The sequence below is a fragment of the uncultured Agathobaculum sp. genome (assembly GCF_963927765.1).
Lineage (GTDB): Bacteria > Bacillota > Clostridia > Oscillospirales > Butyricicoccaceae > Agathobaculum.
Map to the genome: position 1 here is coordinate 1 of NZ_CAWVCU010000016.1, position 26,455 is coordinate 26,455.

Here is a 26,455-nt window from a genome sequence, read left to right on the forward strand (position 1 = left end):
AAAGCGCCAGAACTGCGGTGCAGCCGGTATCGCAGTTGACGAGGAAAGGGTTAATCGAAGGCTTCGGCGGGTGCCCTTCGGCCATGAGTGGGTTGGTCGTGAGCAGACTGTTAAAACGCACGGGTGACTGTGCGGACAGAGCAGTTATGCATAACGCACTATTTTTATACCTTTTTTTAAAAATTCAGCTTCTTTTTGGAGGATTTACTTTTATGTGTGGAATTGTCGGTTTTACGGGGCGTGAAAATGCGCTGCCGATTTTGATTAAGGGTCTTTACAGCTTGGAATATCGCGGCTATGACTCCGCAGGTATCGCGGCGTTTACAAAGGAAGGTTTGCGTGTGGTGAAAACGCGCGGCCGTATTTCCAATTTGGAGGAAAAAATTCGTGAGGAGGGCGATCTGTACTGCACCTGCGGCATCGGCCATACCCGTTGGGCAACGCATGGTGAGCCGTCCGACCGCAACTCGCATCCGCATTTGGGCGGACGCGACGGTATGGGTAAGGTAGCAGTTGTCCATAACGGTATCATTGAGAACTACAAGGAGCTGCGCGAGCGGCTGGAAGCACACGGTTATACCTTCCAGTCGGAAACGGATACCGAGACGGTCGCGCATCTGGTGGATTATCTGCATACGGGCAAGCAGGAGGACTTGGCCAAAACTGTGCTTAATGCGGTGCAGCGCATCCGTGGTTCGTATGCTTTGGGTGTAGTGTCGATGGATAATCCGGAAGAAATCGTTGCAGCACGGCGCGACAATCCACTCGTCATTGGTGTAGGCGAGGGTGAGAATATGATCGCTTCGGATATCACCGCAATCATCGGCCGCACCAAGAATTATATCATTCTGGATGACAATGAAGTTGCCATTGTCCGGCCGGACAGCGTTGTTGTGATGAACGAGTTTGGCGACGTGGTGGAGAAAGAGGTGCAGACGGTCAGCTGGGATCTGTCGGCTGCGGAAAAGGGTGGCTATCAGCATTTCATGCTCAAGGAGATCATGGAGCAGCCAAAGGCGGTGGCAGATACGGTCAACCCGCGTATTCAGAACAACGCAGTGGTATTCGAGGATAACGGACTGACCGATGAACGGTTGCGGGATATCGAAAACATTCATATTGTCGGCTGTGGCTCTGCGCTGCACGCGGGTATGGTAGGAAAGCGCGTGATTGAAGCAATGTGCCGCATCCGCTGTACGGCAGAGGTCGCTTCCGAGTTCCGCTATGAGAACCCGATTATCGGCAAAAAGGATTTGTGCATTGTCATCAGCCAGTCGGGTGAGACGGCAGATACACTTGCAGCAATGCGCCTAGCCAAGCAGGCGGGAGCGTTTACCATTGCAATCGTCAATGTCGTTTCTTCTACTATTGCGCGCGAAGCGGACGGCGTGCTGTACACTTGGGCAGGACCGGAAATTTCGGTTGCAACGACCAAGGCGTATTCTGCGCAGCTCTCTGCGCTTTACCTCATTTCCGTGAAGATCGCGCGCACACGCGGACTGATCTCTATTGGCGATGAACGTGCATTGTGCGCAGAGTTGCAGCGTTTGCCTGCCTGCATTGAAAAGACACTGGAGTGTCAGGAGGACATGCAGCGCATTGCTACTCTGTATGCCAATCGGCCGAGCGTGTTCTTCCTTGGCCGCGGATTGGACTATGCGGCAGCGCTCGAAGCGTCACTCAAGCTCAAGGAGATTTCGTATATCCATTCGGAGGCATATGCAGCGGGTGAACTCAAGCATGGCACGATTTCGCTGATCGAGGAAGGCACGCTGGTTGTCGCACTGGCAACACAGCCTGCGCTGTTTGAAAAAACCGTTTCCAATATCCGTGAGGTTGTGTCCCGTGGCGCTGTCGTCGTGCTTGTGACGACCGATGATTTCACCGGAGATGAATCGGTTTGCCAGCACATCATTCGTTTGCCCAAGTGCCTGTATGAATTTTCTGCCTCGCTTTCGATTATTCCGATGCAGCTTTTGGCATACTATGTAGCGGTAGAGCGCAATTGTGATGTCGATAAGCCGCGAAATCTGGCAAAATCAGTCACTGTTGAATAAAAATACAGGTATTATGCAATCATTACAAAAATGCATGGGTATTTTTGTGGCAAAACAGTAAATTTCACAATAATTTCTTGACATTTCCAGAAGTATCGCATATAATGAGTTTTGACATGAGAAATGGTTACAAAATGCTTTCATCCGCGTCGCTGTCTGATGAAGTGCTATGCCGTATGGCACAGCAGGGAGACGGTGCGGCAGCGGAAGATTTGGTCAAACGATATACCCGCTTGGTGAAAACCTGCGCACGCCCTTATTTTCTGGTGGGTGCGGATGCAGAAGACTTGATGCAGGAGGGTATGCTGGGACTGATGAAAGCAATTCGCGAATATGATGAGTCCAAGGGGGCGCCGTTTGGTGCCTTCGCAAAGCTGTGTGTCATGCGGAAAATCTTTTCTGCGGTGCGCGCTGCTTCTTCGCTCAAGCATGATCCGCTCAATCATTCCGTGTCAATCGATCGACCTCTGTTTGAGGACCTTGCGGAAACGCACACCCGGGTTACGGCACCGATTGGTGATCCAGAATCGCTGGTGATCGGCAATGAAGAGAGGGAAGAGCTGATCCGTCGGCTTTACTCCGTGTTGTCCGAATTTGAGGCGAGGGTTTTGACATTGTTTCTGGACGGCTTATCCTATGAGGAGATGTCGGAAGCATTGCAAAAACCGATCAAGTCTGTGGATAATGCCATCCAGCGCATTAAGCGAAAATCGGCAGCTATCAAACCCCAATAGGCGATTGCAGGCGGGAAGGCCTGTGCGCAATATAATTTCAGTTTCCCGAGGGAACGGTATCAAAGAGAGGTAAAAACCATGTACGAAGACAAGACTTTAGTATGCAAGGAATGCGGTAAGGAATTTGTGTTCACCGCAGGCGAGCAGGAGTTCTACGCAGAGCGCGGCTTCCAGAACGAGCCGCAGCGCTGCAAGGCTTGCCGCGATGCGCGCAAGAACGCGGCCCGTGGCCCGCGTGAGTATTTCACCGCTACCTGTGCTGCTTGCGGCGGCGAGGCTCGTGTTCCGTTTGAACCCAAGTCTGACCGTCCGGTATATTGCAGTGAATGCTTCGCGAAGATGCGCGAGCAGGGCTGAGAACAGAAATCAGAAAGGGCGTCCGGCTGTTTTGCCGGACACCCTTTTTGTTTTCGCGGAAACCAGCAGAAAACGGTGAAATTTTTCTTTTTATGATTGAAATATGTGCATCTTTGCGGTATACTGATAACAAACAAAAACATATGGAGGTCTAACATGGCTGCGATTACGAAAAAGACCACGATTGGTGAGGTTCTCAACCGCAATCTGGATACGGCAAAGTTTTTCATGGAAATTGGCATGCACTGCCTCGGCTGCCCGGCATCTCAGGGCGAGAGCATTGAGGAAGCCTGCATGGTACACGGCACCAATGCAGACGAGCTGGTTGCAAAGCTGAACGCTTTTCTGGGCGAATAAGAGAAAACCGGAGCCGGTAAACGCCGGCTCTGTTTTTTTGGGTGAAATATGGAAAGTATGGTTTTAACGCCGCGGCTGGCTTGCATAGCGTCGCTTATCCCACAGGGGGCAAGGCTTGCGGATATTGGCACCGATCACGGCAAGCTGCCGGTGTCTTTGCTGCTGGCGGGAAGGATCGCTGCTGCGATTGGATCAGATATCCGAGAAGGTCCGCTGGCGCATGCCGCGCGCAATGCGGCAGATTATGGCGTTTCCTTGTCTCTGCGGTTGGCTGCGGGGCTGGATGCCGTGCAGCCGGAGGAATGCGATACGGTGAGCATTGCCGGCATGGGCGGGCAGACCATTGCAGAAATCTTGGCGGCTGCGCCGTGGTGTGAGCAGGGACAGCATTTGCTGCTATTGCAGCCGATGACAATGATATATGAGCTGCGGCAATGGCTGTGGGCGCATGGTTATGCCATTGAGCGCGAGACGCTTTGCCGGGAGGATCGGCGGCAGTATGTGGTGCTGTCTGTCCGCGGCAGCGCGGAGAAGAAGGAGTTGCCGCTGTGGCAGTGCGCATTTTCTCCCGCCTTGCTGCAAGCAGACGGGGTAAAAGATTATTTAAAGGCCTTGTTGACCCGTGAAGAGCGCGCACTGGAAGGTATGCAGCAGGCAAATGCAATAGACAAAGCGAGACTGGATACGCAGCGCTGTCTTGTGATGGAGATCAAACAGGCATGGGAGGGATTGCAATGAGTACAGTACAGGATGTTTTGACGTTTTTGGAAGGATTCGCACCGCCGGACCTGGCGGAGCATTGGGATAATGTGGGACTGTTGTGCGGGGACCGTAAGCAGACTGTGACGGCTGCGTTGTGTGCGCTGGATATCACCGAACAGGTAGTGGAAGAAGCGGTAGCGCGCGGCGCACAGCTGATCGTTGCGCACCATCCAGCCATCTTCACTTCGGTGAGCCGTGTGACTACCGATGATGTGACCGGGCGCGTGCTGCGGGCGGCCATCAAGCACGATATCGCGCTCATCTGCATGCATACTAATGCGGATAGTGCTTGGGGCGGCGTGAATGATGCACTGGCTGCTGCATTGTTTCTCACGAATGTGGTCAACATGGAAGCGGGGGATAACCGGATGCTGGGTCGCGTGGGGGATTTGCCACGCGAAATGCAGCCGCGGGAATTTGCAGCATATGTGAAAGAGTGCCTGCGTGCAGGCGGCGTCCGTTTTTGTGATGGTGGGCATGCCATTCACCGCGTTGCGGTGGGCGGCGGCGCTTGCGGCAAGATGATGGATGATGCGTTGGCTAAAGGTGCGGATGCGTTCGTTATTGGCGATTGCAGTTATGATTTAATGCAGCGTGCGCAGTCGCTGGGGCTGACGTTGGTCGATGCGGGGCATTTCCCCACGGAAAATCCGATCGCTGCTGTTTTTGCTGAGCAGATCGTTGGTGCGTTCCCGCAGGTGCGTACCACGGTTTCTGAGCGCCATGCCGACTGTATCCAATTTGTTTAAGGAAGGTTTTATATGCCATTAGATGCCATTTGCCTTGGGGCAGTGACGCATGAATTGAATGAGACGCTTGCAGGCTGCCGAGTGGAAAAGGTCTATCAGCCTGACCGCGATGAGATCGTGCTGCAAACACGCGGACAGGGCGGCGCAAAGCGCCTGCTGGTTTCGATTGCTGCTGGCGCGGCGCGCGTGCATTTCATTGATGCGGCGCGCGAGAATCCGGCGGCGCCGCCGATGTTCTGCATGCTGTTGCGTAAACATGTGCAGGGCGCGAAGATTGCGGCGATTGTACAGCCGTCGGTCGAGCGTATGCTGACGATTGAACTGGACACGACAGATGAAATGGGTGTGCCCTGCAAAAAGCACCTGATTTGCGAGCTGATGGGCAAGCATTCCAATGTTATTTTATGCGGCGAGGATAATCGCATCATTGATGCCATGCGCCGCGTTGACGGAGATCTGTCCGGCAAACGGCAGGTACTACCCGGTTTGTTTTACCGTATGCCGCCCGCGCAGGATAAGCATGATCCATTTGCCCTGTCCGGTGCAGGAGTGGCTGCGGCGGTCACACAAGCGGACGGGGAGCAGACGCTGGATCGTTTCCTGCTCGGTCAGCTTTTGGGCTTTTCGCCGCTGTTATGCCGGGAGCTGAGCTATCGAGCAACGGGAGATGCGACTGCGCGGATTGGGACACTGTCTGATGCACAACGGGAACGCTTGGGGCAGGTATATGATGATTTCATGACCTATGTGCAGGAAAAACGCTGGAAGCCATTTCTGCTCACCAAAGCTGAAAACGACGCGGTATTCGATTTTACCTTTTTGCCGGTGACGCAGTATGAAGGACTGATGACTGTTTCACAGGCGGATAGCTTTTCCACGCTGCTTGCGGTGTTTTACGAGAAAAAAGGGAAAATTGAGCGTATGGCGCGCCGTTCCGCTGATCTGCACAAGACAGTCACCAATGCGCGTGATCGTCTGGCACGCAAGCTGGCGGTGCAGCAGAAGGAACTGGATGCAACGCAGAACCGTGAACAGTATAAACGCATGGGTGACCTGATTACTGCAAACCTGTATCAGCTGGAAAAGGGCATGAATAAGGCGACCGTGGTGGATTACTACGCTGAAGATTGCCCAGAGGCCGAAATTACGCTGGACGTGCGCCTTACACCGCAGCAAAATGCGCAGCGGTATTTCAAGCTGTACAATAAGGCAAAAACAGCAGAAAGCGTGCTGACGCAGCAGATGGAACAAGGCAGAGCAGATTTGGATTATCTGGAAAGCGTGCTGGTTGCGCTGGAGGAGGCGGAAAGCGAACGTGATTTGTCTCAGCTGCGTGAGGAACTGACGCAGACGGGCATTCTTTCCAACAAGCAGACACGCAATAAAAAGTTGCGTAGCAAGCCGGTACAGGCGAAACCATTTCATTACCGTACCAGCGATGGATTCGAGGTGTTTGCCGGTAAGAATAACCTGCAAAACGATTTGCTTACGCTCAAGACAGCGTTCAAAAGCGATATTTGGTTCCACACGCAAAAGATTCATGGTTCGCATGTGATTCTGGTCACAGATGGCCGTGAGCCCACCGATCAGGCTATGACCGAAGCTGCGATGATTGCAGCATACCATTCCAAGGCAAGGCAGTCCTCACGGGTGCCGGTGGACTATACACCGGTACGGCAGGTGAAAAAGCCGGCGGGTGCAAAACCGGGTATGGTCATTTATCATGTTTATCAGACGGCCTATGTGACGCCTGAGGAAACAGTGGTTGAAAAACTTCGTGTAGAGTGATCTCGGCGGAAAATAAAATGCGCTACTTGAAGTGCAGGGGTGCTTGTGGAAAGCGCCCCTTTGCTTTTTGCAAAATCAGAATGGCATGCGGGGCATTCTTTGGCGTTTGTATTTACATTGTCAAATTAACATGATAGAATAAAGGAAATCACAGTGCATGGCACTGTCAATAAAAGGAGGTAACTCTATGAAAAGTAAATTCAGGATCGCCTTGGTTGCGGCAGCGGCAGCGGTAGGCTTGATGGCGACAGCAGGCGCGGCTAATTTTGACCATTGCGCGGATCAGCTGAAGGATCTGGGCCTGTTTCAGGGAACCGAGCAGGGCTATGAGCTGGATCGTGCACCGACCCGCGCGGAAGCGGCAACGATGCTGGTTCGTCTGCTGGGCAAGGAAGACGAAGCGAAGAAGCTGGAATATACCGCTCCGTTTACCGATCTGGCTGGCTGGGAGAAGCCGTATGTGCAGTATCTGTATGAAAACGGCCTGACGACGGGCGCAACTGCAACCACGTTTGAGCCGGAAGAGGGATGCTCTGCGCAGATGTATACGACATTCCTGCTGCGTGCTTTGGGCTACAGCGATAAGACTGACGGCGACTTTACTTATGCAGAGGCAGTATCGTTTGGCGAGTCGATCGGTCTGGTGGATTACGCCAACTGCGATCAGGACAACTTCCTGCGCGATCATGTCGCAGCTATGAGCCTTACGGCTTTGAATACGCCCGTGAAGGACAACAAGGATGCCGTTCTGCTGGAAAAACTGGTGGAAGATGGCGCTGTTGCTGCCGATAAGGCAGATAGCCTGCTGACGTTCTTTGACCGGTATGATGCTTATGAGGAAGCGTCCTCCAACATGAGCAACGCAACGAAAGCGGACGTGACCGCAAATATCGCGGCTGATGTGTATATGGGCGATACCAAGATCATGGATCTGTCTATGCCGCTTAACATGAAGATGGATGTTGATCTGGAGCACATGGATCAGTCTAAATTGGCGATGACCGGCACGATGAAGATTAACATCGATGAGTCGCTGGTCGAGCAGGGTGCACAGACCTCCATCGACCAGGATATTGCGTACTATTATACAGATGGCGTGTACTATGTAAACATGGGTGAGACGAAGTATAAGATGGAGATGTCCATCGAAGATGTGATGGCGCAGATGGGCGACCTGACTGCTATGCAGTCTTCTGAGCCGATTTGCCTGATCGAGTCCATCGACCAGTCGGGTGACAATATGTCGGTAACTTATTCTTCTTCCGGCATGAACGGACTGGTGAACTCTGTGCTGGCAAACATGGGTATGGATCTCAGCAGTTTGGATGTGCAGATGAAGTTTGAAGATATCAGCTCTAAGGTGACCCTCTCCAATGGCGAGATCAAGAACATGGATATGAGCATGAAGATGTCGATCTCTGCGGAAGGCCAGAGCATTACCTTGAACATGACTATGGACTGCGCAGTAAACAGCTTGGGCGACAGCGTTCAGATCACGCTGCCGAGCGATCTGGATACGTACGTCGATTTGATCGGCGGCGCAGACGGAGCTGCGGCATAAAGCAGATGCAAGAGAAAACCGGAACGGAAAATCCGTTCCGGTTTTTTTAGTGCAGCTGCTCGATCAATGCTTTCATCTTTTGCGCGGAGCTTTGCAGCCGACTGAGCTCTTCGGCGGATAGTGGGATATCTAGCACAGCCTCGACACCATTTTTTCCCACGATAGAGGGCAGACCCAGACAGATGCCATCGACACCATAGTGGCCTTGAATCAGGGAGGAAACGGGAAGGACGGAATGCTCATCGCGGACAATGGCTTCCGCGATGCGGCGCACTGCCATGCCGATGCCGTAGTAGGTTGCCCCTTTGCTTTCGATGATGGAATAGGCAGCATCACGCACGTCTTCGTAAATCTGATGCAGCATGGCGGCGGGATCTCCGACGCCTGTGATACGGCAGTAATCATCCAAATCGACGCCGGAAATATTTGCGCTGGACCATACAGCAAGCTCACTGTCACCATGCTCGCCGATGATGAAGGCGTGCACATTGCGACTGTCTACGCCCAGCTTTTGACCGACAAGGTATTTGAGACGTGCGGTGTCCAGCACTGTGCCGGAACCGATCACGTGTCCGGCGGGCAGACCGGAAAGCTGTTGCGCCATGCAGGTGAGTACATCGACCGGGTTGGAAACGATGAGCAAAACTGCGTTTTTATTGACTGCGGTTAATTGTTCCATAATGGAGGATAGAATCACGCGGTTGCGATGAAGCAGCTCCACTCGGGTCTCGCCGGGCTTTTGGTTGGCACCTGCCGCGATAATGATTAAGCCGCATTCGGCAAGGTCGGCATATTCGCCGGCGCGCACAAAGCAGGGTTTGGCGAAAGAAACGCCGTGATTGATGTCAGCGGCTTCGCCCTCTGCTTTTTTGTGATTCATATCGACCAGAACAACTTCCGAGAACAGCCCGGAAACCGCCAAAGTATAGGCGCAGGTCGCGCCGACAAAGCCAACGCCGATCACGCCGCATTTTCGCATATTGGTCATTACGGACACATCCTTTCTTTTTTAGTAGTATGTCCGTTTCCTGTTGGAAAAAACGCAAATGTATGATAAGATATATCATACTGAACGAAGTTAAGGAGCGTATGAAAATGAAACAGTGGTTTCGTACCGTGTTGGCTGGCGCTTTGCTGGCTGGTTCGCTGGCGGTTTCGGCTGCCGCCGCGGATTATACATCGTGTGCCGATCATTTGAAGGACCTTGGTTTATTTCAAGGAACTGCACAGGGATATGAACTGGATCGCGCGCCGACGCGCGGCGAGGCGGCAGCAATGCTGGTGCGGTTGCTGGGAGAGGAGCAGAATGCATTAGCGCTTGACTATTCCGCGCCGTTTACGGATTTGCAGAACTGGGAAAAGCCTTATGTGCAGTACTTATATGATATGGGCGCGACCACAGGTGTGTCCGAAACTACATTTGCGCCGGAAGAACCCTGCACTGCACAGATGTATGCGGCATTTGTCCTGCGTGCACTTGGCTATACCGAGGCGGATGGGGATTTTACCTATGCCGGTGTGGATGATTTCGCGCAGCAAATTGGCCTATACGACGCAGCGGTAATTGATACGGAGGATTTCTTGCGTGATGATGTCGTAGCTGCAAGCTACACGGCGCTTTCGTTGATGCCGAAGGACAGTGAGCAGACACTGTTGGATCAGCTGGTGGCAAATGGCGCTGTGGATGCACAGGCGGCGGAGCCTTATCAGGCGTTGTTTGATCTGTATGCGCAGTATCGCACCGCAACGGCAGATATGGAAGCATTCGAGCAGTTTTCTGTACGCGGCGGAACGGAGGCAGTGCTGTCAGGGAAAGGAACAAGCAGTTTGACCGTGCGCACAGAAGATTATATTACGGTCAACCGCGTAGACGGTACAGCGACTGCTACAGGAAAAATCACGATGGAAGCGCCCAGCGTGGATGCGTATACACAACCATATTCCATGGATGCAGCAGAGGAGACAGGTTCCATGCGTGCTGCGCTGTTGTATGGGTATGATGTGGTACCGCTGGCTTGTGTGGATACAGTGAAGCGGTCGGGAAGTGATTGGACCTTTTCGTTTGCAGAATTGCCTGCGCAATATAAAGGGTGCTTCTGGGCGCTATCTCAGTCTGGTGCAGCACTGGAGTCGGCCGAAGATATTGTTCTGGTGCAGACCGTACAGAGTGGACGCATCGCCTTTCAGACATTGCGTTTGAAGCTGATGCAAGGCGATGCGGAATTTCAAGTGACGCTGACTGGAGAACTGAAAGAGGCACGTTAAGGTTATTTGTAAAAGAAAAGGCCGCTGGACGGCAGGGGGGAGGTTTCCTTGTCGTCTGGCGGCTTTCTATTTGTGCATGAGAAAACGCCCCGCCAATTGGCGGGGCGTTTCAATTTGAGATTACTGCTTGTTTTTGATGTATTCATCCATCGCGGCAGCGGCGCGCTTGCCCGCGCCCATAGCGAGGATAACGGTGGCAGCGCCGGTAACGGCATCGCCGCCTGCGAACACGCCGTCCTTGGACGTGATACCGTGTTCGTCGTCTGCAATGATACAGCCTTTGCGGTTGGTGTCCAGACCCGGCGTGGTGTGGCGGATCAGCGGGTTCGGGCTGGTGCCGATCGCGGCGATCACGCAGTCCAGATCAAGGGTGAACTCCGAGCCTTCCACCGGCACCGGACGACGGCGACCGGAAGCATCCGGCTCGCCCAGCTCCATCTGCTGGCACTTCATGCCGGTTACATTGTAGTTTTCGTCGTTGAGTACCTCGAGCGGTGCGGTCAGGAACTTGAACACAATGCCCTCTTCCTTGGCGTGATGGATTTCCTCCAGACGGGCGGGCAGTTCCTTTTCGGAGCGGCGGTAAACGATGTAGACTTCTTCTGCGCCCATGCGCTTTGCACAGCGCGCTGCGTCCATCGCGACGTTGCCGCCGCCAACGACTGCAACCTTGTGCGCGTGGAAAATCGGGGTATCCGAGCCATCCTTATATGCCTTCATCAGGTTGATGCGGGTCAGGTACTCGTTGGCGGAATATACGCCGTTGGCGTTCTCGCCCGGTACACCCAGGAAAGACGGCAGGCCCGCACCCGAACCAACGAAAATTGCTTCATAGCCGTCCTCGAACAGCTCGTCAATAGTCTCAGAGCGGCCAACCACAAAGTTCAGCACGAACTCAACGCCGAGGTCTTTCAGTGTGTCGATTTCCTTCTGCACGATTTCCTTGGGCAGACGGAATTCCGGAATGCCGTACATCAGCACGCCGCCCGCAGTGTGCAGTGCTTCGAATACAGTCACTTGGTAGCCCATACGCGCCAAATCGCCTGCGCAGGTCAGACCGGCAGGGCCAGCGCCTACGATCGCACACTTGTGGCTGTTGGAAACAGGCTTTACCGGCTTCTCTTCGCCGTGTTCACGCGCGTAGTCCGCGACAAAGCGCTCCAAGCGGCCGATCGCGACCGGTTCGCCCTTGATGCCGCGCACGCACTTCTGCTCACACTGGGTCTCCTGCGGGCATACACGACCGCAGACTGCCGGCAGGGAAGAGGTTTCTTTGATCTTGGCTGCAGCTTCGAGGAACTTACCCTCGGCAACCAGCGCGATAAATTCCGGAATCTTGACCTGTACCGGGCAACCGGTGATGCAGGGCTTATGCTTGCAGTTGAGGCAGCGCTGTGCTTCCTCAATTGCCATTTCCGGCGTGTAGCCGAGCGTTACTTCATCAAAATTCTTATTGCGCACATCCGGTGCCTGCTCAGGCATGGGTATTTTGTTCGGATTCATATTCGGCATTGTTACTTGACCTCCATCTTGTACAGGTTGCAGTGATCCTCGCGGCGTTCCACTGCCTGCTTTTCCTGCGCTTTGTACATCGCGCCGCGGCGCATAGCACTATCGAAATCAACAAGATGGCCGTCAAAGTCCGGCCCATCAACACAGGCGAACTTGGTCTCGCCACCGACGGTCAGACGGCAGCCGCCGCACATGCCGGTGCCATCGACCATAATGGTGTTCATCGAGACGATGGTCTTGATGCCGTAGGGGCGGGTCACTTCGGAAACAAACTTCATCATGATCATCGGGCCGATCGCGATGACCGCGTCGTACTGGTTGCCCGCGTCGATCAGCTCCTTGAGCTTGTCGGTGACAAAACCCTTGTTGCCGTTCGAACCGTCGTCGGTCATGATATACAGGTTGGTGGAAGCGGCCTTCATTTCGTCCTCGAGGATGACAATGTCCTTGTTGCGGAAGCCGGCAATCAGATCGACCTCACAGCCCATCTCATGCAGCTTCTTAGCCTGCGGATAAGCGATTGCGCAGCCAAGGCCGCCGCCGACAACAGCGACTTTCTTCAGGCCTTCCAGCTCGCTTGCCTTGCCCAACGGGCCGACGAAATCATGCAGGCAGTCGCCTTCATTCAGCGCGCCGAGCGCCATGGTGGTTGCGCCGACCTCTTGGAAGATGATCGTGACCGCACCCGTTTCACGGTTATAGTCCGCAATGGTGAGCGGAATGCGCTCGCCATCCTCGCTGACGCGCAGGATGATGAACTGGCCCGGTTCGGCCTTGCGTGCTACGTGCGGCGCATCAATCACCATCAGCTTGGTATTCGCGTTCAGCGTTTGCTTTTTCAAAATCTGATACACTAAATTTCGTACCTCCTTGCGTTTATCGCATCGAACACATCTATTATACTGTTTATGCAGGCTGAACGCAAGGAGAAATCCGAATGGGAAGACAGATGTTTTCGTCTCGAAGACAGAATAATTTAGTAATTCAGCACAATAGAATCCCCGGAAACGAAGCCCTGACATGGTCCGTAGCGCACAGCATGCCACTCAGCCTGCCTGCCTAGCACGACAAGCTGGGCGCCACATGGAGCACTGCCAACGATCTCTGCATGAGAGGAGGGCTTGGCGTAAATAGAGACGAGTCCGGAGTGGGATTCGACAGTTGCGGTTGTGCCGTGCGGATGCTTGCCGGACGGATGTGCGGATGTGGGGGAATATGTATGGTAACGCATAGGATGACCTCCTGTAAAAGTAAAATAAGGTACTGTCAAGCTATGCGGTCGGCCCGAAAAAGGTCACAGCGCAAATTTGTTGTGGATATGACGAAAACGAGTGCGATTTTTGTTGTGTTTTTGCTGATTTAGAGGTTGAATTTTTAAACAGACCAATGTATAATAAATCTTGTTTGAAATGTCCGGTTCACAAGGCCGGCAATTAGGAGGAGAGAAAACAATGAAAAAGCTTTCTATTGCGATGCTGAGCATGCTTCTGGCGGGCTCGATGCTGCTGACCAGCTGCGGCGGTAATACGCAGTCTGATGCAAGCACTACGGACGACGCGGCGCAGACTGAGCAGTCCGCTGATGGCGGCGTGCTGCGCATGGGCACCAATGCGACTTTCCCGCCGTATGAGTACGTGGATGAGAACAACAATGTTGCTGGTATCGATGCAGATATTGCGGCTGCGATTGCTGAAAAGCTCGGTATGCAGCTTGAAATCACCGATATGGCATTTGATTCGCTGATCCCGGCGCTGCAGTCCGACACGATCGACATCGTTCTGGCCGGCATGACGGTTGACCCGGAGCGCGCGGAGCAGGTGAACTTCACGGACTCTTACGCGACCGGCGTACAGGTCATCATTGTTCCGGAAGATTCGGATATTGCATCTCCGGATGATCTGGAGGGCAAGAACATCGGCGTGCAGACCGGCACCACCGGCGATCTGCAGTGCACGGATGCCTACGGCCAGGAATTCGTCAAGCAGTTTGATAACGGCCCGCTTGCGGTTGCAGCGCTGCTCAATGGCCAGGTGGACTGCGTTGTCATCGACAACGAGCCGGCAAAGAACTATGTTGCAGCCAATGAGGGCCTGAAGATCCTCGACACTGCATATGCAGACGAAGACTATGCTGCTGCGATCGCCAAGGAAGACACCGAGCTGTTTGAGCAGGTAAATGCTGCGATCCAGGAGCTCAAGGAAGACGGTACGATCGCTTCCATCATCGAAAAGTATATCCCGTCCGACGGCGGCAGCGAGGATGCTGCTGCGTAAGCAGGGGTAGGTAATAGAAAAGGGACGGCGCGTGCCGCCCCTTTTCTTCCGTTATACAGAAAGGGGATAAGTTGTGGGAGTTCTCACTATGGCGGGCTGGCTGGAGACAGCGCCGGGCTGGGTCGCTTCGCTTCCGGAAGGGTTGCAGACGCTGCTGTTCCAACTCTATCAGACTTTTGTTTATCAGGACCGCTGGACATGGTATGCAAACGGCCTCAAAATCACGTTTATCGTTACGCTTGGTGCGCTGATGCTTGGCGTTGTTATCGGCATGCTGATCGCGGTGATCCGTACTGCGCATGATTCGCAGCGTGCGGGCAAGCATAATCCGATTCTGGGTGTACTCAATGCGGTAAGCAAAGTTTATCTGACGGTCATCCGCGGCACGCCAATGATGGTTCAGCTGCTTATCAGCTGTTTTGTAATCATGGTGCCAAAGGATGATACGGGACGTTTGATTTGCGGTATTGTTACGCTAGGCATCAACTCGGGCGCATACGTTGCGGAAATCGCACGCAGCGGCCTGATGTCGATTAGCGCAGGTCAGATGGAGGCCGGGCGTTCGCTCGGTCTGGACTATCGTCAGACTATGTGGTACATTATCATTCCGCAGGCGATTAAGAATATCCTGCCTGCACTCGGTAATGAGATGATTACCTTGCTGAAGGATACTTCACTGGTATCGGTTATCGCGCTGCGCGATGTGACGAAGCAAGCACAGAATATCGTTGCGAATACCTACACGCCGTATGTCCCGTATATCAGCCTTGCGGTAATCTATCTGGTGATCGTAATTATTCTAACCAAGCTGCTGGGCATTCTGGAAAGGAGGCTGCGCGCAAGTGATCGACGTTAGAAATCTGCATAAGTCTTTTGGCAGCCATGCGGTGCTGAAAGGCGTCAATGAACACATTGAAAAAGGGGAAAAGGTCGTTATCATCGGGCCTTCCGGCTCGGGTAAGTCCACTTTTCTGCGTTGCCTGAACCTGCTGGAGGAGCCGACGAGCGGCGATATCATCTTTGAGGGGCAGAACATTACCTCCAAGCAGACAGATATCAATCTGGTGCGTCGCAAGATGGGCATGGTGTTCCAGCAGTTCAATCTGTTTCCGCACCTGACGGTGAAGGAGAACATCAAGCTTGCGCCCGTCAAGCTCAAGGTGATGACAGATGCAGAGGCCGATAAGCGCGCAATGGAGCTTTTGGAGCGTGTCGGTTTGCCAGATAAGGCAGACAGCTATCCGATTCAGCTTTCCGGCGGTCAGCAGCAGCGTATCGCCATTGCGCGTGCGTTGGCAATGAACCCGGACGTGATGCTCTTTGACGAACCGACATCTGCGCTCGATCCAGAGATGGTTGGCGAAGTGTTGGAGATTATGAAAGAGCTTGCGGATGACGGTATGACGATGGTTGTCGTGACGCACGAAATGGGTTTTGCCCGCGAAGTGGGTACCCGTGTGCTGTTCATGGACGGCGGTAATATCGTAGAGCAGAATGAGCCGAAAGCTTTCTTTGAACATCCGCAAAATCCCCGACTTAAGGACTTTTTGTCCAAAGTGCTGTAAAAATGAAAAAGCGGACGGTGAAAACCGTCCGCTTTTTATACAAAAATCAACTTGACGTATTGTAGAAAAACATGGTATAATAAAACGCTTACAAAATCATGGAAGAAATCCCGATTCCTAACTACATGTTAGCACGGTCTGCAAAAGAATGCAAGGCCAAAAACAATATTTTCGCAACGCCGCCGGGCGTATCAACACCAACACAGCCGAAAGAAACGGAGTGATCAAAGCACATGAAGGTGAAAGACGTACAGCACGGCAAAACCACACGAAAGAGCTTTGCACGCATCAATGAGATTTTGGAGATGCCCAATCTGATTGAGGTGCAGAAAAAGTCATATCAGTGGTTCCTGGACGAGGGACTGCGTGAGGTTTTCGCCGACACCGCGTCCATCACGGACTACACTGGCAATCTGGAGCTTTCCTTCCTCGACTATTCGATGGATGAGGAGCCGAAGTACAGCGTCGAAGAGTGCAAGGCGCGAGACGCCACATACGCTTCGCCTCTTAAGGTGCGTATGCGCCTGCGCAACAAGGAGACCGGTGAAATCAAGGAGCAGGAAATCTTCATGGGTGACTTCCCGAAGATGACTGATTCCGCGACCTTTATCATCAACGGTGCAGAACGCGCCATTGTATCGCAGCTGGTTCGTTCGCCCGGCGTGTACTATGGCAAGGAGTTCGACAAGACTGATAAGATGATCCTGTCTGCAACGGTTATCCCGTACCGCGGCGCATGGCTGGAGTACGAAATCGATGCAAACGACGTGTTCTATGTCCGTATCGATAAGAACCGCAAAATTCCGATCACGAGCTTTATCCGTGCCATCGGCGTTAAGACCGATGCGGAGATCAAGGAGCTGTTCGGTGAGGATCCGCTGATTCTGGCGACGCTGGATAAGGATCCGGCGCACACCTCGGAGGAAGCGCTCATCGAGATCTACAAGAAGATGCGTCCGGGCGAGCCGCCCTCTGTTGAGTCCGCGATGAACTTGATGGACGCTATGTTCTTCGATATGCGCCGCTATGATATTTCTGCGGTTGGTCGTTATAAGTATAACAAGAAGCTGGACATCGCTCGCCGTATCACTGGCCATAAGCTACTCAGCACCGCGGTTGACCCGATGACCGGCGAGGTGCTGGCGGAGGAGAATGAGATCCTCACCCGTGAGAAGGCACGCCTGCTGTCGCGCCGTGGTGTTAACCATGTGACGATTGAGTCCGGTGAGGGAACAGCAGTCAAGGTATTCGGTAACGGCATGGTCGATATCGATGATTTCAGCGACTACACCGGCCTTTCTGCTGAAGAGCTTGGTATTAAGGAAAAGGTCCGCTTCTCCGTTCTCAAAGAGATCATTGATTCGGGCGTTTCGGGCGAAGAACTGAAAAAGGTTGTTCGTACCCGCATGCATGATCTGATCCCCAAGACCATTATCGTGGACGATATGCTGGCCTCTATCTGCTATCTGCTGGGTCTGGGTCACGGCATCGGCACCACCGATGATATCGACCATCTGGGTAACCGCCGTCTGCGCTGCGTAGGCGAGCTGCTCCAGAACCAGTTCCGTATCGGCTTCAGCCGCATGGAGCGCGTTATCCGTGAGCGCATGACCATTCAGGATCTGGATATCGTAACCCCGCAGAGCTTGATTAATATTCGTCCCGTGACCGCGGCGATTAAGGAATTCTTCGGTTCCTCTCCGCTCTCGCAGTTCATGGATCAGAATAACCCGCTGGCAGAATTGACGCATAAGCGCCGTATGTCTGCGCTGGGCCCCGGCGGTCTGTCGCGCGACCGCGCATCCTTCGAAGTGCGTGACGTACACTATTCGCACTATGGCCGTCTGTGCCCGATTGAGACCCCTGAAGGTCCGAACATCGGTCTGATTTCCTATTTGGCGACCTATGCGCGCATCAATGATTTTGGCTTTATTGAAGCGCCGTACCGCATTATTGATAAGGAAAACGGCCGCGTAACCGATCAGGTACAGTATATGACAGCGGACGTTGAGGACGAATATATCGTTTGTCAGGCGACTGAGCCGATTGATGAAAACGGCTATCTGCTCAATGAGCGTGTTACCTGCCGTATGCGTGACGAATTCGTCGAGGTCGACCGTAAGGACGTTGACCTGATGGACGTTTCGCCTCGTATGATGGTTTCGGTTGCGACGGCGTTCATTCCGTTCCTCGACCATGACGACGCAAACCGCGCACTGATGGGCGCGAACATGCAGCGTCAGGCAGTGCCGCTCTTAAAGACCGAAGCGCCGGTGGTTGCAACCGGTATGGAGTATAAGGCTGCGGTTGACTCCGGCACGATTCCGCTGGCGGAGGGCGATGGTGTTGTTACCCGTGTAACTGCGCGTGAAGTCATTGTTCAGTATGATAACGGTGAGGAAAAGACCTATCACCTGACCAAGTTCCTGCGCTCTAACCAGTCCACCTGTATCAACATGCGTCCGATCGTTGATCTGGGTGAGCGTGTCAAGGAGGGTGATGTTCTGGCGGATGGTCCTTCGACCGATAAGGGCGAAATTGCACTCGGCAAGAACGCGTTGATTGGCTTTATGACTTGGGAAGGTTACAACTACGAGGATGCCGTTCTGCTGAATGAACGTCTGGTGCGTGACGACGTTTACACCTCGATCCACATTGAGGAATATGAATCTGAATCCCGCGACACCAAGCTCGGGCCGGAAGAGATCACCCGCGATATCCCGAACGTCGGTGAGGATGCGCTGCGCAACCTCGATGAGCGCGGCATCATCCGCGTAGGCGCGGAGGTGCAGGCGGGCGATATTCTGGTGGGTAAGGTAACGCCGAAGGGCGAAACCGAGTTGACCGCGGAAGAGCGCCTGCTGCGCGCGATCTTCGGTGAGAAGGCGCGCGAGGTGCGTGACACTTCGCTGCGTGCGCCGCACGGTGAGTCTGGTATTGTTGTGGACGTAAAGGTGTTCACCCGTGAAAACGGCGACGAGCTGAGCCCGGGCGTCAACATGGTAGTCCGCGTGTATATTGCGCAGAAGCGTAAGATTTCGGTCGGCGATAAGATGGCGGGCCGTCACGGTAACAAGGGTGTCGTTTCCCGTATTCTGCCGCAGGAGGATATGCCGTTCCTCGAGGATGGCCGTCCGCTCGATATCGTGCTGAACCCCTTGGGCGTGCCGTCTCGTATGAACATCGGTCAGGTGCTCGAAGTGCATCTGGGCTTTGCCGCCAAGAAGCTGGGCTGGAAGGTCGAGACGCCGGTATTCGACGGCGCAACGCTGGATGATATCAAGGAAACGCTGGTGGCTGCTGGTGTGGATGAAGACGGTAAGAGCGTTGTTTATGACGGTCGTACCGGTGAGAAGTTTGATAACCGCGTAACCGTTGGTTATATGTACTACCTCAAGCTCCACCATCTGGTTGACGATAAGATCCATGCCCGTTCCACCGGTCCGTACTCGCTGGTTACGCAGCAGCCGCTCGGCGGTAAGGCGCAGTTCGGCGGTCAGCGCTTTGGTGAGATGGAAGTTTGGGCCCTTGAGGCGTACGGCGCAGCCTACACCTTGCAGGAGATCCTGACGGTCAAGTCGGACGATATCACCGGCCGTGTCAAGACCTACGAGGCAATTGTAAAGGGGCACAACGTGCCGCAGCCGGGCGTGCCGGAGTCGTTCAAGGTTCTGGTCAAGGAGCTTCAGTCGCTGTGCTTGGATATTCAGGTACTGGATGAAAACATGGAGGTCATTGAACTGGCCGAGGACGATGAGGACGAGGCGGATTTCATCCGCCCGATGGAGCAGGCTGTTTCGGGCGCGGATGAAGAATTTACTGCTGCCGGCTTTGGCATCAACGATGCCGAGGAAGGCGATACCGATCTCTTTGCACTGGATAGCGCCGTCGAGGATGGCGATGATGCCGTGGATGATTTTGATGATGGCCTGAGCGAATGAGTTATGAAGGACAACAAAATCATCTGTGAATAGGGAAGGAGCATCTTAAAATATATGGGATATCATACGTTTAACGCCATTAAGATCGGTCTGGCCTCTCCTGACCTGATCCGTCAGTGGTCGTACGGTGAAGTAAAAAAGCCCGAAACCATCAACTACCGCACGCTCAAGCCGGAAAAAGACGGCCTGTTCTGCGAGCGTATCTTTGGCCCAACCAAGGACTGGGAATGCCACTGTGGTAAGTATAAAAAGGTCCGTTTTAAGGGCAAAATCTGCGATAAGTGTGGTGTAGAAGTCACCCGCGCCAAGGTGCGCCGTGAGCGCATGGGTCACATTGAGCTGGCCGCGCCGGTATCGCACATTTGGTATTTTAAGGGCATTCCGTCTCGCATGGGTCTGATTTTGGATATCAGCCCGCGCGTGCTGGAAAAGGTTCTGTATTTCGCTAACTATATTGTCATTGATCCGGGCGACACGCCGCTCATGAAGAAGCAGATCCTGACCGAAGCAGAGTACCGCGACATGCGCGAGAAGTACGAGGATGATTTCCGTGCCGGTATGGGCGCGGAAGCCATCAAGGAACTGCTGGCCGAGCTGGATCTGGAGCAGCTTTCCAAGGAACTGACTGCGGAGCTGCGTGAGTCCTCTGGTCAGAAGCGTCTGCGCATCATCAAGCGCCTTGAGGTTGTCGAGTCGTTCCGCCTGTCGCATAACCGTCCGGAATGGATGATTATGGACGTGGTTCCGGTCATCCCGCCGGAAATCCGCCCGATGGTACAGCTGGACGGCGGCCGTTTCGCAACGAGCGATTTGAACGACCTGTATCGCCGTGTCATCAACCGAAACAATCGTCTGAAGCGTCTGCTCGAATTGGGCGCGCCGGACATTATCGTGCGCAACGAGAAGCGCATGCTGCAGGAAGCGGTGGACGCGCTGATTGACAACGGCCGCCGCGGCCGTCCGGTCACAGGTCCGAACAACCGCGCACTCAAGTCCCTGTCTGATATGCTGAAGGGTAAGCAGGGCCGCTTTCGCCAGAACCTGCTCGGTAAGCGTGTTGACTACTCCGGCCGTTCGGTTATCGTTGTCGGTCCGGACCTCAAGATTTATCAGTGCGGTCTGCCGAAGGAAATGGCGCTCGAGCTGTTCAAGCCCTTTGTCATGAAAAAACTGGTTGAGGACGGCGCAGCATCCAATATCAAATCGGCCAAGAAGATGGTAGAGCGCGCTAAGCCCGAGGTTTGGGATGTGCTCGAGGGCATCATCAAGGGTCATCCGGTTATGCTGAACCGTGCGCCGACGCTGCACCGTCTGGGCATTCAGGCATTTGAGCCAGTGCTGGTTGAGGGTCGTGCAATTCGTCTGCATCCGCTGGTATGTACGGCGTTCAATGCTGACTTTGACGGTGACCAGATGGCGGTACACGTACCGCTGTCGGCAGAGGCACAGGCAGAGGCGCGTTTGCTGATGCTGTCTGCCAACAACCTGCTTAAGCCGCAGGATGGCAAGCCGGTTACCATTCCGTCTCAGGATATGGTGCTTGGTTCCTACTATCTGACGATCGACCGTGAGACCGAGCCGGGTGCCGGAAAGGTGTTCCGTGATGCGGACGAAGCACTCATGGCGTATGCGGAAGGCATCGTTGGCATTCATGCGCCGATCAAGGTACGCATGACGCGCGAGATCAATGGTAAAAAGGTTTCCAAGATCGTTGATGCAACGCCGGGCCGCCTGATCTTCAACGAGCGCATTCCGCAGGATCTGGGCTTCGTAGACCGCTCCGATCCGGAGAAAATTCTCGATTTGGAAATTATGATGACCTGCGGCAAGAAAGAGCTTGGCAAGATCATTGACAAGTGCATCCGTGTGCATGGCTTTAATGTGACCGCAGAGGTGCTTGACGCGATTAAGGCGATGGGCTACAAGTACTCCACCAAGGGTGCGTTGACCGTAGCAGTCGCAGATATGCTTGTACCGGAAGGCAAGGATACCTTGATTAAGGAATCTGAGAAAAAGGTTGCGCAGATCGATAGACGCTACAAGCGCGGCTTTATCACCGATCAGGAGCGCTACCGTTTAACCGTAGCCGAGTGGGAAGAGACCACCAAGCAGGTAACCGCCAAGCTGCAGGACAACATGAAGGCGAATCGCTACAACCCGATCCACATGATGGCGGATTCCGGTGCGCGTGGTTCGATCAACCAGATCCGTCAGCTGGCCGGTATGCGTGGCCTGATGGCATCTACCTCTGGTAAGACCATCGAAATCCCGATCAAGTCTAACTTCCGTGAGGGTCTTACCGTACTCGAATACTTCATTGCAGCGCGCGGCGCACGAAAGGGCATGGCCGATACTGCGCTGCGTACTGCAGACTCGGGTTACTTGACCCGTCGTTTGGTAGACGTTTCGCAGGATGTCATCATTCGCGAAGATGACTGCGGCGCGACTAAAGGCATCTGGGTCGAGGATATCAAGGAAGGCAACCAGATCATTGAGCCGCTGCATGAGCGACTGCTTGGCCGCTTCCCGGTTGATGACATCTGCCACCCGGAGACCGGAGAGGTGATTGTGCCCAAGACCAAGATGATGAACGACGCGGATGCGGACGCGATCATCGCGGCGGGCATCACCCGTGTGCAGATTCGCTCGGTGCTCGAGTGCCGTGCACGTAAGGGGGTTTGCGCACACTGCTACGGCATCAACTTGGCAATGGGTACGCTGGTTGGCAAGGGCGAAGCAGTTGGTATTATCGCAGCGCAGTCCATCGGTGAGCCGGGTACGCAGCTGACCATGCGTACGTTCCATACCGGCGGTGTTGCAGGTTCGGATATTACGCAGGGTCTTCCGCGAGTTGAAGAGCTGTTTGAGGCGCGCAAGCCGAAGAAGGCGGCAACGCTGGCCGAAATCAGCGGTGTTGTTAACATTGAGGAATCCAAGCGCACGACGGTCAAGACGGTCAATATCGTCAATCCGCAGACCGGCGATATGCGTTCCTATCAGCTGGCATCTTCGTCCGGTATCCGCGTGACCGACGGTCAGGAAGTACCGCAGGGCTTCCAGCTCAACGAAGGTTCGCTCAATCCGCATGATATTCTGCGCGTCCTTGATCCGCGTGCGGTGCATGATTATGAGATCAAGGAAGTTCAGAAGGTTTACCGTCAGCAGGGCGTTGATATCAACGATAAGCATATTGAGGTTATCGTTCGCCAGATGATGCGCAAGGTGCGTGTCGAGGATGCGGGTGATGCGGAAGTACTGCCGGGCTCTGTGATGGATCTGCTTGAATTTGAGGATTATAATCAGAAGGTGCAGGATCGCATCGACGCAGGCGAAGAGGGTCTGCGACTGGCGGTGGCTGAGCCGACGCTGATGGGTATTACCAAGGCGTCGCTGGCAACCGACTCGTGGATGTCCGCTGCTTCCTTCCAGGAAACCACACGTGTGCTGACTGATGCTGCAATTAAGGGCAAGGTCGATCCGCTGATGGGCCTGAAGGAAAACGTTATCATCGGTAAGCTGATTCCGGCTGGTTCCGGTGTGACGGAGTACTGCGACGGCCACTATGAGCAGACGGTCGATCTGGATTGATAATCTGCTCACGAAAATAATGGTATAAAAAGCAGGGAACAGGGGAATGCTGTAAGGCGTTCCCCTGTTTTGGCAGCTTCATAAAAATAGGAAATCCGGTTGGGAATTCATGCATTCGATTGCAGTTGGTAAAATTCGTACAAAAATGAAGAAAAACTCCGGAAAAATGCTTGACTTCCACAGGGAAAAGACTTATACTAATGAAGTATGCCGTATAGGAGGGTTAGTATGCTTTCAGAACTTCGCACGGCGCACAAAGTGATTGGCGTGAAACAATCAAAAAAAGCAATTCGAGACGGTAAAGCCGAAGAGGTATTTGTGGCGCTCGATGCTGAAAAACGTGTGGTCGGTCCGGTTTATGAGCTGTGCAGTGAAACAGATACCAAGCTCACGGAAATCACCACTATGACCGAACTTGGAGACGCAGCCGGCATTGATGTTGGCGCGGCAGTAGTTGCGGTTTTGCGCTGAACTGTTTTGTTGAATCGCGCAACAAGCGCTTTTCATAAATATTTTTGAAAGAAGGAGGAAATAAAATGCCAACTTTTAACCAACTCGTCCGTAAGGGTCGCGAGGCAGTCGTTTACAAATCTACGGCGCCGGCTCTGCAGGTAGGCTACAACTCTCAGAAGAAGAAGGCTACCGATCAGTCCGCTCCGCAGAAGCGTGGCGTTTGCACGACGGTTAAAACCATGACGCCGAAGAAGCCGAACTCTGCGCTTCGTAAGGTTGCTCGTGTTAAGCTGACCAACCAGATGGAAGTTTCCGCTTACATCCCGGGCGAAGGTCACAACCTGCAGGAGCACTCGGTTGTAATGGTTCGCGGTGGCCGTGTCAAGGACCTTCCTGGTGTCCGTTACCACATCATCCGCGGCACGCTGGATACCCAGGGTGTAGCGAACCGCCGTCAGGCTCGTTCCAAGTACGGCGCGAAGCGCCCGAAGGCCGGCAAGTAATTTTGCCACCCACAAGGTTTTGCGAGAATTAAAAGTTTTCAGCAAAGCACACTCATGCTTTGTCTGAGGCGTTTTATATCCGATTATTTGATAAACGGGTATTTACCTCGGACAGGCATTACAACGGCTGTCATGAAGGCATGCCGGAGTACCTATGAAATCAAATTATTTTGAAGGAGGGAAGTAAAGTGCCAAGAAGAGGTAATGTCCCCAAGAGAGACGTTCTGCCCGATCCGCTTTATAATTCCAAGCTCGTCACCAAGCTGGTAAACTCTATCATGCTCGACGGCAAGAAGGGCGTATCGCAGAAGGTTGTTTATGGTGCTTTCGATATCGTCCGTGAAAAGACCGGACGTGAACCGCTGGAGGTTTTCACCGAAGCGATGGAGAACATCATGCCGTCGCTGGAAGTTAAGGCGCGCCGTGTAGGCGGTGCTACCTATCAGGTGCCGATGGAAGTGCGTCCGGAGCGTCGTCAGACCCTGGGCCTGCGCTGGATCACCAAGTATGCCCGTGCTCGTTCTGAAAAGACCATGCGCGAGCGTCTGGCCGGCGAGATCATGGATGCCTGCAACAATCTGGGCGGTGCTGTCAAGAAGCGCGAGGATACGCACAAGATGGCGGAAGCAAACAAGGCGTTTGCACACTATCGCTATTAATCTGCGATCCACTGAGCGTTTGAAAGGAGAGCAATATGCCTAGAGAATATTCCCTGGAAAGAACCAGAAATATCGGCATCATGGCGCACATCGACGCCGGTAAGACCACTACCACCGAGCGTATTCTGTATTACACCGGTGTAAACCACAAGATCGGCGATACCCATGACGGTACCGCCACCATGGACTGGATGGAGCAGGAGCAGGAGCGTGGTATTACCATCACCTCTGCTGCTACCACCTGCCACTGGTCGGGCTCCCAGCATCAGTTCCCGGAGCACCGCATCAACATCATCGACACCCCGGGTCACGTTGACTTTACCGTAGAGGTAGAGCGCTCGCTGCGCGTACTGGACGGTTCTGTTACCGTATTCTGTGCAAAGGGTGGCGTTGAGCCGCAGTCTGAAACCGTTTGGCATCAGGCAGACAAGTACAAGGTTCCGCGTATGGCGTTCGTCAACAAGATGGACATCATGGGCGCAGACTTCTTCAACGTTGTCGGCATGATGAAGGATCGCCTCAAGTGTAATGCGGTTCCGGTTCAGCTGCCGATCGGTGTTGAGGATACCTTCAAGGGCATCATCGACCTGATCACCATGCGTGCAGAGGTTTACTACGATGACCTCGGCAAGGATGTTCGTGATGAAGATATCCCGGCTGACATGATGGATCAGGCGAAGGAATATCACGACGCACTGTGGGAAGCAGTTGCAGAGCTGGATGAGGACCTCATGATGAAGTACCTCGAAGGCGAAGAACTGACCATTCCGGAGGTCAAGGCTGCGATCCGTAAGGGTACGATCGCCAACGAGATCGTTCCGGTACTCTGCGGTACGGCTTACCGTAACAAGGGTGTTCAGCCCCTGCTGGATGCGGTTATCGAGTATATGCCGGCTCCGACCGACATTGAGGACATCAAGGGTATCAACCCGAAGACCGAGGAAGAGGATTCTCGTCCGTCTTCCGACGACGCTCCGTTCTCTGCACTCGCATTTAAGATCGCAACTGACCCGTTTGTTGGTCGTTTGACTTTCTTCCGCGTTTACTCTGGTACCATCACCGCAGGTTCCTCGGTGCTCAATGCAACCAAGGATCAGCGTGAGCGTCTGGGTCGTATCCTTCAGATGCACGCAAATCATCGTCAGGATATCGACTGCGTATATTCCGGCGATATTGCTGCGGGCATCGGCTTTAAGAACACCACCACGGGCGATACGCTCTGTGATGAAAAGCATCCGATCATTCTCGAGTCTATGGAGTTCCCGGATCCGGTTATCCGTGTTGCGATCGAGCCCAAGACCAAGGCTGGTCAGGAGAAGATGGGTATTGCG

At 53.7% G+C, this 26,455-nt stretch carries 21 protein-coding genes; 18 read left to right on the plus strand and 3 right to left on the minus strand.

Annotation, left to right across the window (positions count from 1 at the left end; translation table 11 throughout):
* Positions 1-212 precede the first annotated feature (212 nt).
* From glmS to ABGT74_RS00920, 8 genes are all read left to right on the plus strand, one after another.
* A complete protein-coding gene (gene glmS / locus ABGT74_RS00885; protein ID WP_297282543.1) occupies positions 213-2,057 on the plus strand; it encodes a glutamine--fructose-6-phosphate transaminase (isomerizing) in 1,845 nt (614 codons plus the stop codon).
* A gap of 116 nt (positions 2,058-2,173) precedes the next feature.
* Complete coding sequence (locus ABGT74_RS00890; protein ID WP_346704082.1) at positions 2,174-2,791, plus strand: sigma-70 family RNA polymerase sigma factor; 618 nt, start codon at positions 2,174-2,176, stop codon at positions 2,789-2,791.
* A 78-nt stretch (positions 2,792-2,869) separates the two neighbouring features.
* Positions 2,870-3,148: a zinc-ribbon domain containing protein gene (locus tag ABGT74_RS00895; RefSeq protein ID WP_125114564.1), complete on the plus strand. Its 279-nt coding sequence runs from the start codon at positions 2,870-2,872 to the stop codon at positions 3,146-3,148.
* A 156-nt stretch (positions 3,149-3,304) separates the two neighbouring features.
* Positions 3,305-3,505: a DUF1858 domain-containing protein gene (locus ABGT74_RS00900; protein WP_125114563.1), complete on the plus strand. Its 201-nt coding sequence runs from the start codon at positions 3,305-3,307 to the stop codon at positions 3,503-3,505.
* Positions 3,506-3,553: 48 nt separating this feature from the next.
* Positions 3,554-4,243 carry a class I SAM-dependent methyltransferase gene (locus ABGT74_RS00905; protein ID WP_346704083.1) on the plus strand — a complete coding sequence of 230 codons (690 nt, stop codon included), beginning with the start codon at positions 3,554-3,556 and terminating at the stop codon, positions 4,241-4,243.
* Positions 4,240-5,016: a Nif3-like dinuclear metal center hexameric protein gene (locus ABGT74_RS00910; protein WP_297282546.1), complete on the plus strand. Its 777-nt coding sequence runs from the start codon at positions 4,240-4,242 to the stop codon at positions 5,014-5,016. Before ABGT74_RS00905 ends, ABGT74_RS00910 begins: the two co-directional genes overlap by 4 nt.
* A gap of 12 nt (positions 5,017-5,028) precedes the next feature.
* Positions 5,029-6,804 (plus strand): NFACT RNA binding domain-containing protein, encoded by a 1,776-nt coding sequence (locus tag ABGT74_RS00915; protein WP_346704084.1) that lies wholly within the window; start codon positions 5,029-5,031, stop codon positions 6,802-6,804.
* Positions 6,805-6,991: 187 nt separating this feature from the next.
* Positions 6,992-8,365 carry a DUF6612 family protein gene (locus ABGT74_RS00920; RefSeq protein WP_297282548.1) on the plus strand — a complete coding sequence of 458 codons (1,374 nt, stop codon included), beginning with the start codon at positions 6,992-6,994 and terminating at the stop codon, positions 8,363-8,365.
* Positions 8,366-8,411: 46 nt separating this feature from the next.
* Here the strand turns inward: ABGT74_RS00920 and ABGT74_RS00925 are convergent, their stop codons facing one another.
* A complete protein-coding gene (locus ABGT74_RS00925; RefSeq protein ID WP_297282549.1) occupies positions 8,412-9,353 on the minus strand; it encodes an L-lactate dehydrogenase in 942 nt (313 codons plus the stop codon).
* Between the two features lie 107 nt (positions 9,354-9,460).
* Here ABGT74_RS00925 and ABGT74_RS00930 point away from each other — a divergent pair, with 107 nt between their 5' ends.
* Positions 9,461-10,630, plus strand: a complete 1,170-nt coding sequence (locus tag ABGT74_RS00930; RefSeq protein WP_346704085.1) for an S-layer homology domain-containing protein — start codon at positions 9,461-9,463, stop codon at positions 10,628-10,630.
* Between the two features lie 120 nt (positions 10,631-10,750).
* Here the strand turns inward: ABGT74_RS00930 and gltA are convergent, their stop codons facing one another.
* Both gltA and ABGT74_RS00940 read right to left on the minus strand, forming a co-directional pair.
* On the minus strand, positions 10,751-12,142 hold the full coding sequence (gltA, locus tag ABGT74_RS00935; protein WP_346704086.1) for an NADPH-dependent glutamate synthase: 1,392 nt from the start codon (positions 12,140-12,142) through the stop codon (positions 10,751-10,753).
* Between the two features lie 2 nt (positions 12,143-12,144).
* Positions 12,145-12,996 carry a sulfide/dihydroorotate dehydrogenase-like FAD/NAD-binding protein gene (locus tag ABGT74_RS00940; RefSeq protein WP_346704087.1) on the minus strand — a complete coding sequence of 284 codons (852 nt, stop codon included), beginning with the start codon at positions 12,994-12,996 and terminating at the stop codon, positions 12,145-12,147.
* A gap of 597 nt (positions 12,997-13,593) precedes the next feature.
* On the opposite strand from ABGT74_RS00940, the gene ABGT74_RS00945 reads away from it, so the two are divergent.
* From ABGT74_RS00945 to fusA, 9 genes are all read left to right on the plus strand, one after another.
* Positions 13,594-14,415 (plus strand): transporter substrate-binding domain-containing protein, encoded by an 822-nt coding sequence (locus ABGT74_RS00945; RefSeq protein ID WP_346704088.1) that lies wholly within the window; start codon positions 13,594-13,596, stop codon positions 14,413-14,415.
* Positions 14,416-14,503: 88 nt separating this feature from the next.
* The gene (locus ABGT74_RS00950; RefSeq protein ID WP_346704089.1) at positions 14,504-15,271 is read left to right on the plus strand and encodes an amino acid ABC transporter permease; all 768 of its coding nucleotides are present in this window, start codon (positions 14,504-14,506) and stop codon (positions 15,269-15,271) included.
* Positions 15,258-15,980 (plus strand): amino acid ABC transporter ATP-binding protein, encoded by a 723-nt coding sequence (locus ABGT74_RS00955; protein ID WP_346704090.1) that lies wholly within the window; start codon positions 15,258-15,260, stop codon positions 15,978-15,980. Before ABGT74_RS00950 ends, ABGT74_RS00955 begins: the two co-directional genes overlap by 14 nt.
* A 233-nt stretch (positions 15,981-16,213) precedes the next feature.
* Positions 16,214-19,921 (plus strand): DNA-directed RNA polymerase subunit beta, encoded by a 3,708-nt coding sequence (rpoB, locus tag ABGT74_RS00960; protein WP_346704091.1) that lies wholly within the window; start codon positions 16,214-16,216, stop codon positions 19,919-19,921.
* A 54-nt stretch (positions 19,922-19,975) separates the two neighbouring features.
* On the plus strand, positions 19,976-23,509 hold the full coding sequence (rpoC, locus tag ABGT74_RS00965; protein ID WP_346704092.1) for a DNA-directed RNA polymerase subunit beta': 3,534 nt from the start codon (positions 19,976-19,978) through the stop codon (positions 23,507-23,509).
* 228 nt (positions 23,510-23,737) lie between these two features.
* Positions 23,738-23,980: a ribosomal L7Ae/L30e/S12e/Gadd45 family protein gene (locus tag ABGT74_RS00970; RefSeq protein ID WP_346704093.1), complete on the plus strand. Its 243-nt coding sequence runs from the start codon at positions 23,738-23,740 to the stop codon at positions 23,978-23,980.
* A gap of 65 nt (positions 23,981-24,045) precedes the next feature.
* Positions 24,046-24,465 (plus strand): 30S ribosomal protein S12, encoded by a 420-nt coding sequence (gene rpsL, locus ABGT74_RS00975; protein ID WP_054327684.1) that lies wholly within the window; start codon positions 24,046-24,048, stop codon positions 24,463-24,465.
* Between the two features lie 188 nt (positions 24,466-24,653).
* Positions 24,654-25,124: a 30S ribosomal protein S7 gene (gene rpsG, locus ABGT74_RS00980; protein WP_054327683.1), complete on the plus strand. Its 471-nt coding sequence runs from the start codon at positions 24,654-24,656 to the stop codon at positions 25,122-25,124.
* A gap of 35 nt (positions 25,125-25,159) precedes the next feature.
* A partial coding sequence (gene fusA, locus ABGT74_RS00985; protein ID WP_346704094.1) for an elongation factor G occupies positions 25,160-26,455 on the plus strand: 1,296 nt, incomplete at its 3' end.